Origin of the sequence: Caulobacter sp. D5, from assembly GCF_003185805.1 — a bacterium.
Lineage (GTDB): Bacteria > Pseudomonadota > Alphaproteobacteria > Caulobacterales > Caulobacteraceae > Caulobacter.
In genome coordinates this window covers 1-16,278 of the sequence record NZ_QHJY01000340.1, presented here as the reverse complement: position 1 = coordinate 16,278, position 16,278 = coordinate 1, and the positions used below count along the sequence as shown (strand labels likewise).

The window sequence follows — 16,278 nt, the reverse complement described above, 5'->3', positions numbered from 1 at the left end:
CCGAGGCGGCGGCCCAGTCCTCGATGACGTCGCCGCTGCCGACCCGGGCCGTGGTGAAGATCACCCGCCGGGCCTCGCCGCGATGGGTGAGCGGGAAGTTGAACTGGGCGGCGGCGGCGCTGGCGGCGGTGACGCCAGGCACCACCTCGACGCTCACACCATGCGCACGGAGAAACTCGGCCTCCTCGCCCACCCGGCCGAACACCGAAGGATCGCCGCCCTTCAGCCGCACGACGCGCAGGCCGCGACGGGCCAGGCGCAGCATCAGGCGGTTGATCGCCTCCTGCTTCATGCTGGGCCGGCCCGAGCGCTTGCCGGTCAGGATCCGCACGCAGCCGGCCGGCGCCAGGGCGATCGCCGCGTCCGAGACCAGGGCGTCATAGAGCAGCGCCTGGGCGCTCTCGACCGCGCGGGCGGCGCGCAGGGTCATCAGGTCCACCGGACCCGGACCGGCGCCAACGAGCAGAACGTCTCCCAGCGACACGGCACGCATCGGCGGTCTCCTTGGCCTTGAGGGAAGCAGCGGCGGCGATCATCCGGGCGATCTCCGGACGGCACGAGCCGCAATTGGTGCCGGCGCCCGTCACCGCACCGACCGCGTCGGCGGTGGCGGCTCCGGCCGCGATGGCGGCGTCTACGGCCTTGGCGCCAACCTTCAGGCAGGCGCAAACCATCGGCCCCTTGTCGACCGGCGCGCCGGGCGGACGGCCGATCAGCAGCGACGAGCGGTCCTGCGCGGACAGCTGGTCCAGGGCGAACAGGTCGGCCAGCCAGTCGCGCGGCGGCAGACGGCCGGCGGCGGTCTGGAACAGCACGGCGACCAGGCGGCCGTCCTCGATCCAGGCTTCACGGCGCGAGCCGGCGCCGGCGTCCTCGAACACCGTGGTCTCTCCGGTCAGGCCCTTGGTCAGGCGCTTGCGCAGGGCCTCGCGCTCGGAGGCGTCGCCGCGACCGGCGAACTCGTGCAACTGGGCCGCGTCCTGGGGGATGCGCCGCCAGACCAGATCGAGATTGGCCGGGGCGGCGACGACGTCGCGGGTCAGGAAGAAGCCCTTCCAGGTCTCGCGATAGGGCCGCGCCCGGGCCGGGGTGTGCTTGAACTCCGGCTGGCCGGAGGTGGGGTCGAGGTTCGGCGCGATCAGGTGGTTGGACTTGCCCGACGGCGCGAAGGCGTCGGTCCAGTGCATGGGCATGAACAGGCCGCCGGGCCGCTGGCGGTCGGTGACCTTGGCCAGGGCCACGGCCTCGCCGCGCACGGTGGAGACCCGGGTCAGGGCGCCGTCCTTGATACCGGCGGCCTCGGCGTCGCGCGGGTGGATCTCGACGAAGGGCTCGGGCGCATGGCGGCAGAGGTCCGGGGCCAGGCCCGTGCGGGTCATGGTGTGCCACTGGTCGCGGATGCGGCCGGTGTTGAGCGACATCGGCCAGGCGTCGCTTACCGCGTCGGCCGGCCCCTTGGGGCGCACCGGGACCATGCGGCCGCGAGCATCGGGCGTCTGGAAGCGGCCGTCGTCGAACAGGCGCGGCGTCCCCTGCCCGGCCACACGGACCGGCCACTGGATCGGCGTCATCGCCGCGTAGTCGTCGGGCGTCATGGCCGACAGGCCCGAGAGGTCGAGCAGGCGCGAGCCCTTGTTCTCGTAGGCCGTCAGGCGCGCCCATTCGCGGAAGATCGAGGCCTGCGAGGGCCAGCCGAAGCCGTCGAAGCCCATGCCCTGGGCGACGTCGGCCATGATCCGCCAGTCGGCGCGGGCCTGGCCCGGCGCGGGGAACAGCGCCCGCTGGCGTGAGATGCGGCGCTCGGAATTGGTGACCGTGCCGTCCTTCTCGGCCCAGGCCAGGGCCGGCAGCTTCACGTGGGCGTAGGCTGTGGTGTCGGTCTCGACGCAGTCGGAGACGACCACGAACGGGCATGCCTCCAGCGCTTCGCGCACCGCGCCGGCGTTGGGCAGGCTGACGGCGGGGTTGGTCGCCATCACCCAGATCGCCTTGATCTTGCCCGACCGGACGGCCTCGAACATCTCGACGGCCTTGAGGCCCGGCGCGCGGGCGGTGTTGGGCGCGCCCCAGAAGCGGGCGACGCGGTCGCGGTCCTCGGCTGCGAAGTCCATATGGCCGGCCAGGGTGTTGGCCATGCCGCCCGTCTCGCGCCCGCCCATGGCGTTGGGCTGGCCGGTGATCGAGAACGGGCAGGCGCCCGGTTTGCCGATCCGGCCGGTGGCCAGGTGGGTGTTGATGATCGCCAGGCCCTTGGCCACGCCCTGGGCCGACTGGTTGGAGCCCATGGAGAACAGGCTGACCGTCTTCGGGTGGGCGGCGAACAGGTCGTAGAAGGCCAGCAGGTCCTCGATCGCCAGGCCGCAGTCGGCGGCGACGGCGACGGGCGACTGGTCGTCCTGCGCCAGGGCCTCGCGGACGGCGTCGAAGCCGTTCACGTGCTCGCGGATGTAGTCGAGGTCGAGCTGGCCGCGACGGTCGAGTTCGGCCAGCAGGCCGTTCCACAGCCGCACGTCGCTCTGCGGGGCCAGGGCCAGGTGAAGGTCCGCGCCCTCGGCGGTGTCGGTGCGGCGCGGGTCGATGACCACGTGCTTCTGGCCGCGGGCCTTGGCGGCCTCCAGGCGGCGGAACAGGATCGGATGGGTCCAGGCGGCGTTGTGGCCGGCGAAGACCACCAGATCGGCCTCGTCGAGATCCTCGTAGCAGCCCGGCACCAGGTCGGCGCCGAAGGCCTGCTTGTGGGCCGCGACGGCCGAGGCCATGCAGAGACGGCTGTTGGTGTCGATGTTGCCCGAGCCGATGAAGCCCTTCATCAGCTTGTTGGCGACGTAGTAGTCCTCGGTCAGCAACTGGCCGGAGACATAGAAGGCGACGCTGTCGCGGCCGTGGCGGGCGATGGTGTCGCGAAAGCGCTTGGCGATCAGCGCCGTGGCCTCGCCCCAGCTGGCGACGCGGCCGTTGATCGAGGGCTCGAGCAGACGGCCCTGCAGGCCGACCGTGGCCCCGAGGGCCGAGCCCTTGGAACACAGCCGACCCTTGTTGGCCGGGTGGGCGGTGTCGCCCGACACCGCCAGCGTTCTGCCGCCGCCTGCAGCCCCCGCGACGCCGCAACCGACGCCGCAATAGGGGCAGGTGGTCCTGACCGTCGCGATGACGCCGGAGCCGTCGGCCATGGCGTCAGTCCGCCATCACCGGCTGGGCCAGCAGGACGCGGCCGTCCTGCACCCGCACCGGCACCACCGGCGTACAACCCTTGCCGGCGTCGGCGCCGGTGGGGTGGCCGGTCTTCAGGTCGATGACCCAGCTGTGCAGCGGGCAGGTCACGCCATGGCCGTGGACGATGCCCTGGCTCAGCGGACCGTGCTTGTGCGGGCAGCGGTCCACCAGGGCGAAGACCTGGCCGTCGCTGGTGCGGAACACGGCCACGTCGCCCTGCGCCGTCGCCACCCGACGCGAACCGCGCTCCGGGATGTCGGTGACGGCGCCGACGTCGTGCCAGGCCGGCATCGATGTCGAAAGTCTGGATCGTCATTCCGCAGCCATCCCCATCGGAAGCGTCGCCATCGGCTTGAATTCACCGGCCTCGACGCCCTTGCTGGCGCGTTCGGCCCACGGGTCGACCTGGGCGGTCTCCTGCGACTTCACGAAGCGGGCGAAGAGCGCGGCGCGGTTGTCGAGGTCTTCGACGGTGGCGGCGCGGATCGTGTCGAGCCCGACGCGGGCCATCCACTTGTAGATCCGCTCCAGGTACCAGCCGCCCTCGCGGTACATCTGCATGACCGCCGAGATCAGCTGGATCGCCTCTTCCTCGGTGGCCACCTTGGTCAGCAGCTGCGTGCCCTGGATGTGCAGGCCGGCGGCGCCGCCGACATGGATCTCGTAGCCGCTGTCGACGCAGATCACGCCGATGTCCTTGCAGGTCGACTCCGCGCAGTTGCGGGGGCAGCCCGACACCGCCAGCTTGACCTTGGCCGGCGCCCAAGAGCCCCACATGAACTTCTCGAGCTTGATGCCGAGGCCGGTGGAGTCCTGGGTGCCGAACCGGCACCAGTCGCTGCCTACGCAGGTCTTCACCGTGCGCAGGCCCTTGGCGTAGGCGTGGCCGCTGACCATGCCCGCGGCGTTGAGGTCGGCCCACACCGCCGGCAGGTCGTCCTTCTTGACGCCCAGCAGGTCGATGCGCTGACCGCCGGTCACCTTCACCGACGGGATGGCGTACTTGTCGGCGACGTCGGCGATGGCGCGCAGTTCGTCCGGCGTCGTCATGCCGCCCCACATGCGCGGGACGACCGAATAGGTGCCGTCCTTCTGGATGTTGGCGTGGACGCGCTCGTTGATGAAGCGCGACTGGCTGTCGTCCTTGTATTCGCCGGGCCAGGCGCACAGCAGGTAGTAGTTCAGGGCTGGACGGCACGAGGCGCAGCCGTCGGGCGTGGTCCATTCCATGGCCTGCATGACCGCGGGCATGGACTTCAGGTCCTGGGCCAGGATCGCCTCGCGCACCACGCCGTGCGGATGGTGCGTACACTTGCACATCGGCTTGGGGCCGGTCTGGGCCTTGAAGCCGTCGCCGAGGGTGGCGCGGATGACCTGCTCGACCAGCGGCGTGCACGAGCCGCACGAGGCCGAGGCCTTGGTGACGGCGCGCACGTCGTCCAGGCTGGTCAGGCCCTGGGTGGTGATGGCGGAAGTGATCGCCCCCTTGCAGACGCCGTTGCAGCCGCAGATTTCCTGCGTATCGGGCATGGCCGCAACGGCCGCACTAGGGTCCAGGCCGGACAGACCTTCCGTGATCGCCTGGCCGAAGATGATCGTGTCGCGGATGTCGGCGACGTCGGTCCCGGCCTTCATAAGGTCGAAGTACCAGCCGCCGTCGGCCGCATCGCCGAACAGCACCGCGCCGGCCACCTTGCCGTCCTCGATGACCACGCGCTTGTAGACGCCGCGGCCGGCGTCGCGGAACACGATGTCCTCGCAGCCCTCGCCGCCGGCGAACTTGCCGGCCGAGAAGACGTCGACGCCCGAGACCTTCAGGCGGGTCGACAGCACCGAACCGGCATAGGCGCCGGCGCCGTCGGTCAGTTCCTCGGCCAGCGCCCGGCACATGTCCCAGATTGGGGCCACCAGGCCGTAGCAGTTGCCGCGGTGCTCGACGCATTCGCCGACCGAGAACACGGCCGGATCGGAGGTGCGCATGGCGTCGTCGACGATGACGCCCCGATTGACCTGCAGGCCAGCGGTCTTGGCCAATGCAGCATTGGGACGGATGCCGACGGCCATCACCAGGATGTCGCAAGGCAGGGTCCGGCCGTCCTTCAGCTTCAGGCCCGTGACCTTGCCGTCCTCGCCGACGATGGCTTCGGAGTGGGCGCCGAGCACGGTCTCGACGCCGCGCTCCAGCAGGGCCTCGCGCAGCAGATAGCCGGCGCTCTCGTCGAGCTGGCGCTCCATCAGCACGTCCATCAGGTGGACGACCGTGGCGCCCATGCCCCGGCGGGCCAGGCCATAGGCGGCTTCGAGGCCCAGCAGGCCGCCGCCGATGACCACGGCGCGGGCGCCGGGCTTGGCCGAGGCGGCGATCATGGCGTCGACGTCGTCGAGGTCGCGGAAGGTGACCACACCCGACAGGTCGGCTCCCGGCAGCGGCAGGCGGAACGGATCCGAGCCGGTGGCCAGGATCAGCTTGTCGTAGGCGACTTCCAGGCCGCCCTCGGCGATCACCTTGCGGCCTTCCAGATCGACCCCGGTGACCCAGCGGCCGGCATGCAGGGTGATGCCGTTGTCGCGATACCAGGCCTCGTCGTTGATGACGATGTCGTCGAAGGTCTTCTCGCCCGCCAGCACCGGCGACAACATGATGCGGTTGTAGTTGACCCGCGGCTCGGCGCCGAAGATCGAGATCTCGTAGCGCGAGGGATCGCGCTTGAGGATCTCTTCGACCGCTCGGCACCCGGCCATGCCGTTGCCGATGACGACCAGCTTTTCCTTGGTCATGACTTTGCTCACTTGGAAAAGAGGATCAGACGCGAACCGGAGCGGCTTCAGCGCCGTGCAGGGTCGGCCAGACGGCGCGCCAGCGGGCCTTGAGGCCGTGCAGGGCGAAGAGCGCGAACAACGCCAGAAGCGCGAAACCGAGGAAGCCGATCTGGTAGTCGCCGGTCAGCTTCTTGGCGAGGCCGAGGGTCGAGGCCAGGTAGAAGCCGCCGATGCCGCCGGTCATGCCGATCAGGCCGGTCATGACGCCGATCTCCTTGCGGAAGCGCTGCGGGGCCAGCTGGAACACCGCGCCGTTACCGGCGCCCAGGGCCAGCATCGAGAACATCAGCACCGCCAGGGCCAGCCAGTGCGAGGGCAGCTTGAAGCTGGCCACCGCCAGGCCGAAGGCGGCCAGGGCGTAGACGACGGTCAGGGTGCGCACCCCGCCGAAGCGGTCGGCCAGACCGCCGCCGACCGGGCGGATGAACGAGCCAGCGAAGACGCAGGCGGCGGTGAAGAAGCCGGCGATCACCGGATCCAGGCCGTATTCGGCGTTGAAGTAGATGGTCAGCGACGAGGCCAGGCCGACGAAGCCGCCGAAGGTGACGCCGTAGAGCAGCATCAGCCACCAGGCGTCCGGAACCTTCAGGACGTCGAGGTACTCGGCCAGCTTCTTGGGCGCGGGCTGCTCGGGAGCGTCCTTGGCCAGCAGCATGTAGACGACGAAGGCTACGGCGAGAGGGATGGCGGCCAGGCCGATGACGTTCTGCCAGCCGAAGGTCTTGGCCAGCATCGGCGCGAACAGGGCGGCCAGGGCGGTGCCCGAGTTGCCGGCGCCGGCGATGCCCAGAGCCAGCCCCTGGTGCTCCTGCGGATACCAGCGCGAGGCCAGCGGCAGGGCGACGGCGAAGGAGGCGCCGGCCACGCCCAGGATCACGCCCAGGGCCAGGACCTGATTGTAGTTGTGCACTCCCAGAAGCCAGGCCGTGACCAGGCCGCCCAGCACGATCAGCTGACCGAACATGCCGGTCTTCTTGGGGCCGATGCGGTCGACCAGGATGCCGTTGACAAGGCGCAGCAGGGCGCCGGCCAGCACGGGAATGGCGACCATCAGGCCCTTCTGGGCCGGGTCGAGCCCGAAGTCCTTGGCGATGGCCACGCCCAGCGGGCCCAGGATCACCCAGACCATGAACGACAGATCGAAATTAAGGAACGCGGCGAACAGGGTCGGCGTGTGGCCGGCCTTGAGGAAGTCACGAGAAATCATGATGCGCCTCGGAGTGTTGCGTGTCTGCGAGAGCGAGGCGTCGTCGCCTCGTCGGGTGACCGCATCCGAGCGGTCGTCTCTGGCAGCCACGGACGCCGTTGTCCGAAGGCTTGAGCTAACAGAACAACGGTCCGGGGACGGATGTCACGAACCGAAGAGGCGCCGCCCTGCACAACGTCGCCACAGCATGATTGCTCAGCAAAAGGGCGCCGACGGCGCCCAGGCATTGTGCAGATGCGAGAGGCGAAAGCCCCTCAGGCGCGAGCGCGACCGATCGAAAACCCAGCGGCGTAACGGCCGGCGAGCGTGGAATCGAAGGCCGGCCCCTCGAACAGCGGCGCCAGTTCCGGCGGGCCGTCGTCGAACACCTGGGCGGGATCGACGACAGGACCCGCGGTCAGGGCGGCGGCGCGGAACATGTCCGGGCGATAGACCGCGTCGGCCGCCGCTTCGAGATCCACGTCGGACGCCACCTGCCCCCAGCGCACCATCTGCGACAGGAACCACAGGGCGTGCTCGCGGCGCGGCAGGCCCGCGCCGTCGCGATGGAAGACGATCTCGTCGTTGAGCGCGCGGGCCAGGGCCTCGGGCGCGACGCCGACGTGATCGGGGCGGGCCAGGAGGTCGATCAGGTCCTGGCGGTTGGCGGGATCGTCGGCCCAGGCCGAGGCGCGGATCATGGCGCGCAGGGCGGCGCGCAACTCGTCGGGATAGTGATGGGCCCAGGCCTCGGTGACGCCGAACACCTTGTCGGGACCGCCCGGCCAGAAGGCCGAGGCGCTGATCAGCACCTCGCCCAGGCCTTCGAGCACGGCCACGGCGTTCCAGGGCGCGCCGACGCAGAAGCCGTCGATGTCGCCGGCCCGCATCTGCTCGACCATGCGCGGCGGCGGGGTGACGACGAGGCGCACGTCACGGTCCGGGTCGATCCCGGCCTGCGCCAGCCAGTAGCGCAGCTCGTAATTGTGCATCGAATAGGGAAAAACGACCGCGAAGGTCAGGGGCGACAGTCCCTGCGCCGCATGGTCGGCGATCACCTTGGCCAGGGCCCGCGCCGAGACCGGCTGCTCGGCCATTGCTTCGGGATCGACCGCCCGCATGGCGTCCGCCAGGGCGATCGAGACAGTGATGGCGCTGCCGTTGCGGTTCAGGGCCATAGGGGCGATCAGCGAGGGTCCGACGTCGAGCGTCAGACCGCCGGTCGCGCCGGCGGCCGCGGCCAGGGCCATGGGCGCCAGCATGTGGGCGCCGTCCAGCGCGCCGACGGCGACCTTGTCGCGGATCGTCGCCCACGAGGCCTCGCGGCTCAGAGAAACGTCGAGCCCTTCCTCGGTGAAGAAGCCGAGGGACTTGGCCACCACCAGCGGCGCGCAGTCGGTCAGCGGAATGAAGCCCAGCTTCAGATCGGCGAGCCCGCTCAAGAGGCGTCCCCCTTCAACACTCCCGCGAAAGCCAGCAGGTCGGCGGCGATCGCGCCGATGGGCTTGCCGCGGTCCATGGCCAGCTTGCGCAGCAGGCGATAGGCGCCGTCCTCGTCCAGCCCCCGCTCCTTCATCAAGAGGCCCTTGGCCCGCTCGACCGTCTTGCGGGCCTCCAGGTCGGCCTTCACCTTGGCGAGGTCCCCGCGCAACTGCTGGGTCAGGGCGAAGCGGCTCATGGCCACGTCGAGAATCGGTCGGACGCGCGCCGGCGCCAGGCCGTCGACGACATAGGCCGCCACGCCGGCCCGCACCGCCTGTTCGGCCAGGCCCGGCTCGGAGCGGTCGACGAACATCACCACGGGACGCGGATTGGCCTGGCTGGCCTCACGCAGGCTTTCCAGCGTGTCGCGATCGGGACTTTCGGCGGCGATCACCACCACGTCGGGCGCGAACTCGATCGCTTCGCGCTCGTCGAAGCGGGCCGAACGACGGACCTCCAGCGGGTGCACGCCCTCCAGCCCTTCGGCCACCAAGGCGGCGCGGGCCGGATCCGGATCGATGACGAGAACGCGCATGGCTATCGCCCTAAGGACCGCGACGGCGCGGGGGGAGCGTTTTGCGCCCATGGCCATGCTTGTACATGGTTCCGCTCAAGCATGAGGCGCCGTTGCATAGTGCTAGTGCAGATCAGGCCCGCCGCCTCTGCGACCAAGAGTGGCGCCGGCCTAATCGACAGCCAGGATCACGTCCGACGGCGCGATCAGCGCATGGACGCCGGCGCCGGATTCGAAAGCTCCGGCGAGGTCCCGCGCAACCGTGGCGACCAGGGTCTTGCCCTCGGCCAGGGCGACGACGATCTCGCTGGCCGCCTCGCCGTCCTCGCGGTCGAGAACGACGCCCGACAGCCTGTTGTCGCCGGACGCGGCGGGCGGCTCGGCGACCAGGCGCACGAAGCTCGACTTGATCAGGGCCACGGCGGGCCGCCCGATGGCCAGGCCCAACTCCTCGGCGCTGCGGCGGGTGATCACCGAAGCGATCTCCAAGCCGCCGCCCAGGGCCAGGCGAACCTCGACCGTGACGCCGGCCGGGGCCAGGGCCACGACGGTTCCGCGCAGGGCGTTGCGGGCGCTGGTGCGCAGGCCGAGGCTCCAGAAGAGGTCGGCGCCGTCTTCGGACGCCAGACCCGCTTCGAGCCGCGAAAGCGCCGCCCCGACCTCGCGCTCCATGTCGCGGAAGGCCTTGATGACCGCATGGCCGCGGGCGGTGACCTGGGCCGCGCCGCCGGACTTGCCCCCGGCGCTGGCGGCGATCAGCGGCGCGTCGAACAGGTTGTTCAGCGCCTGTACGGCGTCCCAGGCGCCCTTGTAGCTGAGGCCCAGGCGCTTGGCGGCGGCGCTGATCGAGCCGAGCTCGGCCACGGCCTCGACCAGGGCGATGCGCTCCAGGCCGACACGGGCCAGGGCCCCGCGCCTCAGGATCAGGCTGGCGCTGAGATCGCCCGCTTCGCTCATCGAGACGCCTTTCGACTCCGTTCGCCCGCTTGTCGCCCGGCTGGTCTCGAAAAAACAGCCTGACAGTCGGCGAAACCTCGTTATGTACTCGCGATGCATAACCGCCGAACCGAGCCGCCGATGCCCTTCGCCCGCCGCCCCCTGCTCGCCGCCATCGTGGCTGGAGCGCTGTCGCTGGTCGCCGGCGCGGCTTTCGCGGGCGAGACCAAGGTGGCGGTGGCCGCCAACTTCACCGAACCGGCCAAGGCCATCGCCGAGAAGTTCGAGAAGGCCACGGGTCACAAGGCGACGCTGAGCTTCGGCTCGTCTGGCCAGTTTTACGCCCAGATCGCCAACGGCGCGCCCTACGAGGTCTTCCTGTCGGCCGACGTCGAGCGGCCCCAGAAGGCCGAAGCCGAAGGCCTGGCCGTGCCCGGCTCGCGCTTCACCTACGCCACCGGCCGCCTGGTGCTGTGGAGCAAGATCCCGGGCCTGGTCGACGGCAAGGGCGCGGTGCTGGCCAAGGGCAATTTCCAGAAGCTGTCGATCGCCGATCCAAAGGCCGCGCCTTACGGCCTGGCGGCGGTCGAAACGCTGACCAAGCTCAAGCTGCAGGACGCCCTGAAGCCGAAGATCGTCACCGGCTCGTCGATCACCCAGGCCTACCAGTACGTCCAGACCGGCGCGGCCGAACTGGGCTTCGTGGCCCTGTCGCAGGTGATCGACGACAAGGGCGGCTCGCGCTGGGTGGTGCCGAAGGCCGACCACACCCCGATCGACCAGCAGGCGGTGCTGCTGAAGACCGGCGAGAACAGCGAGGCGGCCAAGGCGTTCCTGGCTTTCCTGAAGGGGCGCGAGGCCAAGGCGATCATCCGCCGCTACGGCTACGAGGTGCGCTGACGGCCATGGCCGAGGTCGTCTGGCTGACCCTGAAGCTGGCCACGGTCGTCACCGTGCTGCTGCTGGTGCTGGCCACGCCCCTGGCCTGGTGGCTGGCGCGGGGCCGCTCGGTGCTGAAGCCGGTGGTCGGGGCCCTGGTCGCCCTGCCGATCGTTCTGCCGCCGACGGTGCTGGGCTTCTATCTGCTGATCGCGCTCGGGCCGAAGAGCCCGCTGATGCTTCTGCTGCAGCCCTTCGGGGTGCGGACCCTGGCCTTCACCTTCGAGGGCTTGGTGATCGGCTCGCTGGTCTATTCCCTGCCCTTCGCCGTGCAGCCGCTGCGCAACGCCTTCCTGGCCATCGGCGACGAGCCTTTGGAGGCGGCCGCGACCCTGGGCGCGGGCAAGGCGGCGACCTTCTGGCGCGTGGCCCTGCCGCTGGCCCTGCCCGGCTATGCGGTCGCCGCCCTCCTGGCCTTCGCCCATACGATCGGCGAGTTCGGGGTGGTGATGATGCTGGGCGGCGGCATCCCGGGCGAGACGGAAGTGCTGTCGATCGAGATCTACCGCCTGGTCGAGAGCCTGGAATGGGACAAGGCCCATCAGCTGTCGGCGCTGCTGCTGGCCTTCGGCTTCCTGGCGGCGCTGACCTTGCTGCTGCTCGAGCGGCGGCGGAGCGCTCCGGCCTGAACCGACGTTTCCCTATTTGGCACGCGGACGCTGGGCGGCCGCCACGCCTGTGCTATTGACGCGCTTTCGCCTCCTCTCGGCCCGCCTTCGAGTTCCATCGCGCATGTCCGACCCCGCCGCTCCGAACACCGGTTCCGACGACGACGCCCCCAAGGTCGAGGAGACCGTGGAAGCGGTCGCTCCCGCAACGGAAGAGATCGAGGCGGCGCCCGCGACGGAAGCGCCCGCCCCCGCCCCGCGCGTTCCGATCTGGAAGCAGCGGCCGTGGCAGATCGGCGCCGGCGTCTTCGTGCTGGCCATCGTCGCGGTCGTGACCTGGCTCCTGTGGTCGCTGCCGCTGGGCCGGGCCCTGGAGCCGGCCAGCAACCCGACCATGGTGCTGATGGCCTCGGACGGCACGCCGATCGCCCGGCGCGGCTCGTACAAAGAGGCCCCGATCGAGGCCTCGAAGCTGCCGGCCTATGTGCCCGGCGCCTTCATCGCCATCGAGGACCGGCGCTTCTACAAGCACATGGGCATCGACCCCAAGGCCATCGCCCGCGCCGTCGGCGCCAACGCCAAGGCCGGCGGGGTGTCCGAGGGCGCCTCGACGATCACCCAGCAGCTGGCCAAGAACGCCTTCCTCAGCAACGACCGCAACCTGCGCCGCAAGGCGCAGGAAGCGCTGATCGCCCTGTGGCTGGAGGCCCGACTCTCGAAGGAAGAGATCCTGTCGCGCTACCTGTCGGCGGTCTATTTCGGCGAAGGCGCGTTCGGGCTGCGGGCCGCGGCCCGGCACTATTTTGACACCACGCCCGAGAAGCTCAGCGTCGGCCAGGCCGCCATGCTGGCCGGCATGGTCAAGGCCCCCTCGCGCCTGGCCCCCACCGAGAACTTCGAAGGCGCCCGCGAGCGGATGGACGTGGTGCTGGGCGCCATGGTCGAAACCGAGGTGATCACGCAGGCCCAGGCCGACAAGGCCAAGCGCGACATCCGTCCGATCCCGCCGCGCGACAAGCTGCCGACCGGCTCCTACTTCGCCGACTGGGTGTTCCCGCAGGCCCGCGCCGCCTATGACGCCCGCTACGGCGAGACCATCGTCAAGACGACCCTGGACGCCAAGCTGCAGGCCAAGGCCGAGAAGATCCTCAACGACGCCATCGCCCGCGACGGCAAGGTGCTGAACGTCACCCAGGGCGCGATCGTGGCCATGCGCACCGACGGCCGCGTCGTGGCCATGGTCGGCGGCCGCGACTACAAGGCCAGCCAGTTCAACCGCGCCGACGCCGGCCGCCAGCCGGGCAGCGCCTTCAAGCTGTTCGTCTACCTCGCCGCCATCCGCCAGGGCATGACCCCGACCTCGCCGATCCTCGACGCGCCGGTCGATGTGCGCGGCTGGAGCCCGAAGAACCACGAGGGCAAGTACGCCGGCCGCGAAGTGCCGCTGATCACCGCCTTCGCCGGCTCGTCCAACGTGGCGGCCGTGCGCCTGGCCCAGCAGGTCGGCCGCAAGGCGATCGTGGCCACCGCCCGCGACCTCGGCGTCACCGAACCGATCCCCGACGACCTGACCCTGGCGCTGGGCACCGGCCCGATGAGCCTGGTGCAGCTGACCAGCGCCTACGCCGCCATCGCCGCCGGCGAGACCCCGGTCGTGGCCCACGGCCTGGCCGACTGGAAGCCGTCGAAGAAGCCCCGCGCCCTGTCGAAGGCCGAACTGGCCGGCATGCGCGACCTGCTGCGCTCGGCCGTGCACCGCGGCACCGGCGTGGAGGCCGCCATCCCCGGCGCCTTCGGCAAGACCGGCACCACCCAGGGTTATCGCGACGCGATCTTCGTCGGCTATGTCGGCGACCTGGTCATCGGCGTCTGGGTCGGCAACGACGACAACAGCGCCATGAACGGCGTGGTCGGCGGTGGCCTGCCGGCCAAGATCTGGAAGGCCTTCGCCCTCTCGGCCACCGGCGGCGCGCCCAAGCCCGCCGAAGACGACGCGACCACGGCGGCCGAGGACCCGAGCCTGGCCGAACCGCTGCTCGGCCCCGACGGCCTGCCGCTGCCACCGGAAGCCCCGCCGGTCGAGGGTCTGGCCCCAGCGGATCCGACGGCCCCGGCGCCCGACGCGCCAGCGCCGGTTCCTGTTCCCGCGGCCCCTGCGCCGCCGACCGAGCCGCGCGGCCCGACGAACCTCCCGTAACCCTGATCGTCATCCCGGACGGCCGCAGGCCGATCCGGGACCCAGGGGGCTGGGCTCCGTGGTCCGTTCAACCTCCCTGGCGGTCGCCGACGCATTGCGGCGGCCCCTGGGTCCCGGCTCTACGCGCTGCGCGCTTCGGCCGGGATGACGAGCTTTGAGGGCGGAACGAAAAAGAGCGCCGGTTTTCACCGGCGCTCTTCGTCGTTTCAGGCTGTCAGAAGCCTCAATTCAGATCCAGCACCACCACCGACTTGGCCGGCAAGGTCGCCGTCAGGACGTCGCCCTTGATGGTCGCGCCCTTGAACTCGACCGGCTTGACGGCGTCGGGCTTGTCGAAGGTGTTGCGCGAGGACATTTCCGGACCGGTCAGAACGCGGCCCTTGGCGGTCTTGGCGGAAAGGCCCGTCAGCTTCACCGAGATGGTCGCGGTCTTGTTCGGGTCGACATTGGTCAGGGCCAGGTGGACGAGGCCGTCGGTTCCCTTGCCGGCGGTGGCCGTCACGGCCGGGACCGACGACTTGCCGATGGTGTACTGCGGCGCGTCGATCTCGAGCGGCAGATAGGTCGCCCCCTGGAAGGGCTTGTAGAGATCGAACACCCAGTAGGTGGGCGTCAGGACCATCTTTTCCTTGTCGGTCAGGATCATCGCCTGCAGCACATTGACCATCTGGGCGATGGCGGCCAGGCGCACCCGGTCGGCGTGCTTGTGGAAGATGTTCAGGGTCGTGGCGGCCACCATGGCGTCGCGCATGGTGTTCTGCTGGTAGAGGAAACCCGGCTCGGTGCCCGGCTCGACGTCGTACCAGACGCCCCATTCGTCGACATAGAGGCCGACCTTCTTCTCGGGGTCGTACTTGTCCATGATGGCGCTGTGCTTGGAGACCAGCTCTTCCATCTTCTCGGCCTGGACCAGGGTATCGCCCCAGGCCTGCTCGTCGAACACCGTGGCCGAGCCCTTCTTGCCCCAGTCGCCCGTCGGAATGACGTAGTAGTGCAGGCTGAGCGCGCCCATGTTCTTGGCCGCGCCCTTCATCAGGACCTCGGTCCAGTTGTAGTCCTGGGCGTTGGGGCCCGAGGCCACCTTGACCGGGCGGTTGCCGCGCGGGGCGCGCACGAACTCGGCGAAGTTGCGATAGAGGTTGGTGTAGTGCTCGGGCGTCATCTGCCCGCCGCAGCCCCAGTTCTCGTTGCCGACGCCGAAATAGTCGACCTTCCAGGGCTTGTCGCGGCCGTTGGCGCGGCGCTCGTTGGCGATGGTCGACTGGGTGGGCGAGGTCAGGTACTCGAGCCACTGGCCCATTTCCTGAGGCGTGCCGGCGCCGACATTGCCGGCGACATAGGTCTTGGTGCCGATCAGTTCGGCGAAGTCCATGAACTCGTGGGTGCCGAAGCTGTTGGGCTCCTCGACGCCGCCCCACAGGACGTTGACGCGGACGGGGCGCTTGTCGCGCGGGCCGATGCCGTCGCGCCAGTGGTAGTCGTCGGCGAAGCAGCCGCCCGGCCAGCGCACGACCGGCACCTTCAGGGCCTTCAGGGCGTCGACCACGTCCTTGCGGTAGCCCTTGATGTTGGGGATCTTGCTGTCCTCGCCGACCCAGACGCCTTCGTAGATGCCGCGACCCAGATGCTCGGCGAACTGGCCGTAGACCTCGGGCTGGATGACCGCGCCGGGCTGGTCGGCGCGCAGCGTCCCGCCGACCTTGGTCTGGGCGCCGGCCGCGCCGACGCTCAGCAGCATCACGGCGACCCCGCCCAATAGGGCGTGCTTCAGCATCTTCGAGTTCACTTGATTTCTCCCTCTCGTCGCCACGTGGCTCGGTCGTACGGGTGTCGACACGGCACGTTGTTATTTGTCTGAGTATACTCGGGCGTACGGAGCGTCAATCGAGGCGGGGCGTCGTGTGGGGGCCAGCAATACAACGACATAGTCAGGCAGCGGAGGTTCGGGGCTTGTCGGATGATTGGTCGCGCCCTTCTCCCCTTGCGGGAGAAGGTGGCGGCCGTTCGCGAGGAACCTCCGGGGGAGGTTCCGCTGACGCGGACCCCCTCCGGCCCTCCGGGCCACCTCCCCCAGAGGGGGAGGATCTGGTCCGACGCCTCGCCAGAAAGATGCTCCCCCTCTGGGGGAGCTGTCGCGGAGCGACTGAGGGGGTTTCGGGCACGGCTTATCAGTCTCACGCGCCAATGCGCTGAGCTGATGGAGAGGGCGCGGGGCGTCCGGGCCTCGCCCGGATGTGTGTGTTCTAAATACCGTTTCGACGAAGCATAGACGCCCCGCGCGATCGTTGTGCCTCAGGCCGGGGCGCGCGGGCCTCTTCCGCCCTTCACCCCTTCCCCACGCAAGGCTCCCCCGTTCATGCGGCCAGAAGTGCGTCAGGGCGCG

At 70.0% G+C, this 16,278-nt stretch carries 11 protein-coding genes and 1 pseudogene; 3 read left to right on the top strand and 9 right to left on the bottom strand.

The genetic code is table 11. The annotated features are described in order from the left end of the window. The 8 genes and pseudogenes from DMC18_RS20135 to DMC18_RS20100 all read right to left on the bottom strand — a co-directional run. On the bottom strand, window positions 1–430 hold a 430-nt coding region (locus tag DMC18_RS20135), incomplete at its 3' end, for a uroporphyrinogen-III C-methyltransferase (RefSeq protein ID WP_233248235.1). Between the two features lie 55 nt (window positions 431–485). After that, window positions 486–3,170 (bottom strand): annotated as a pseudogene (locus DMC18_RS20130) (molybdopterin-dependent oxidoreductase); the annotation flags it as partial. Between the two features lie 4 nt (window positions 3,171–3,174). Further along, the gene (gene nirD / locus DMC18_RS20125; RefSeq protein WP_110133248.1) at window positions 3,175–3,504 is read right to left on the bottom strand and encodes a nitrite reductase small subunit NirD; all 330 of its coding nucleotides are present in this window, start codon (window positions 3,502–3,504) and stop codon (window positions 3,175–3,177) included. A 21-nt stretch (window positions 3,505–3,525) separates the two neighbouring features. Further along, the gene (nirB, locus tag DMC18_RS20120; protein WP_370444056.1) at window positions 3,526–5,991 is read right to left on the bottom strand and encodes a nitrite reductase large subunit NirB; all 2,466 of its coding nucleotides are present in this window, start codon (window positions 5,989–5,991) and stop codon (window positions 3,526–3,528) included. Between the two features lie 25 nt (window positions 5,992–6,016). Next, complete coding sequence (locus tag DMC18_RS20115; RefSeq protein ID WP_110133247.1) at window positions 6,017–7,240, bottom strand: NarK/NasA family nitrate transporter; 1,224 nt, start codon at window positions 7,238–7,240, stop codon at window positions 6,017–6,019. Between the two features lie 254 nt (window positions 7,241–7,494). Further along, window positions 7,495–8,661 (bottom strand): CmpA/NrtA family ABC transporter substrate-binding protein, encoded by a 1,167-nt coding sequence (locus tag DMC18_RS20110; RefSeq protein ID WP_110121844.1) that lies wholly within the window; start codon window positions 8,659–8,661, stop codon window positions 7,495–7,497. Beyond that, window positions 8,658–9,236, bottom strand: coding sequence for an ANTAR domain-containing response regulator (locus tag DMC18_RS20105; protein WP_110121845.1), 579 nt, complete (start codon window positions 9,234–9,236; stop codon window positions 8,658–8,660). Before DMC18_RS20105 ends, DMC18_RS20110 begins: the two co-directional genes overlap by 4 nt. 150 nt (window positions 9,237–9,386) lie before the next feature. Continuing rightward, window positions 9,387–10,172: a TOBE domain-containing protein gene (locus DMC18_RS20100; protein WP_110121846.1), complete on the bottom strand. Its 786-nt coding sequence runs from the start codon at window positions 10,170–10,172 to the stop codon at window positions 9,387–9,389. A gap of 120 nt (window positions 10,173–10,292) precedes the next feature. On the opposite strand from DMC18_RS20100, the gene modA reads away from it, so the two are divergent. The 3 genes from modA to DMC18_RS20085 all read left to right on the top strand — a co-directional run bounded on the left by modA (window position 10,293) and on the right by DMC18_RS20085 (window position 13,895). Next, the gene (gene modA / locus DMC18_RS20095) at window positions 10,293–11,051 is read left to right on the top strand and encodes a molybdate ABC transporter substrate-binding protein (RefSeq protein WP_110121847.1); all 759 of its coding nucleotides are present in this window, start codon (window positions 10,293–10,295) and stop codon (window positions 11,049–11,051) included. A gap of 5 nt (window positions 11,052–11,056) precedes the next feature. Beyond that, the gene (modB, locus tag DMC18_RS20090) at window positions 11,057–11,719 is read left to right on the top strand and encodes a molybdate ABC transporter permease subunit (protein WP_110121848.1); all 663 of its coding nucleotides are present in this window, start codon (window positions 11,057–11,059) and stop codon (window positions 11,717–11,719) included. Window positions 11,720–11,822: 103 nt separating this feature from the next. Further along, a complete protein-coding gene (locus DMC18_RS20085; protein ID WP_233248234.1) occupies window positions 11,823–13,895 on the top strand; it encodes a transglycosylase domain-containing protein in 2,073 nt (690 codons plus the stop codon). 223 nt (window positions 13,896–14,118) lie between these two features. Here the strand turns inward: DMC18_RS20085 and DMC18_RS20080 are convergent, their stop codons facing one another. Further along, window positions 14,119–15,669 (bottom strand): alpha-N-arabinofuranosidase, encoded by a 1,551-nt coding sequence (locus DMC18_RS20080; protein WP_199228612.1) that lies wholly within the window; start codon window positions 15,667–15,669, stop codon window positions 14,119–14,121. Window positions 15,670–16,278 lie beyond the last annotated feature (609 nt).

Coding starts and splice junctions, on each gene's coding strand:
- modB (WP_110121848.1), top strand. CDS start 11,057: ATGGCCGAGGTCGTCTGGCTGACCCTGAAGCTGGCCACGGTCGTCACC.
- modA (WP_110121847.1), top strand. CDS start 10,293: ATGCCCTTCGCCCGCCGCCCCCTGCTCGCCGCCATCGTGGCTGGAGCG.
- DMC18_RS20115 (WP_110133247.1), bottom strand. CDS start 7,240: ATGATTTCTCGTGACTTCCTCAAGGCCGGCCACACGCCGACCCTGTTC.
- nirD (WP_110133248.1), bottom strand. CDS start 3,504: ATGCCGGCCTGGCACGACGTCGGCGCCGTCACCGACATCCCGGAGCGC.
- nirB (WP_370444056.1), bottom strand. CDS start 5,991: ATGACCAAGGAAAAGCTGGTCGTCATCGGCAACGGCATGGCCGGGTGC.
- DMC18_RS20085 (WP_233248234.1), top strand. CDS start 11,823: ATGTCCGACCCCGCCGCTCCGAACACCGGTTCCGACGACGACGCCCCC.
- DMC18_RS20105 (WP_110121845.1), bottom strand. CDS start 9,236: ATGCGCGTTCTCGTCATCGATCCGGATCCGGCCCGCGCCGCCTTGGTG.
- DMC18_RS20080 (WP_199228612.1), bottom strand. CDS start 15,669: ATGCTGAAGCACGCCCTATTGGGCGGGGTCGCCGTGATGCTGCTGAGC.
- DMC18_RS20100 (WP_110121846.1), bottom strand. CDS start 10,172: ATGAGCGAAGCGGGCGATCTCAGCGCCAGCCTGATCCTGAGGCGCGGG.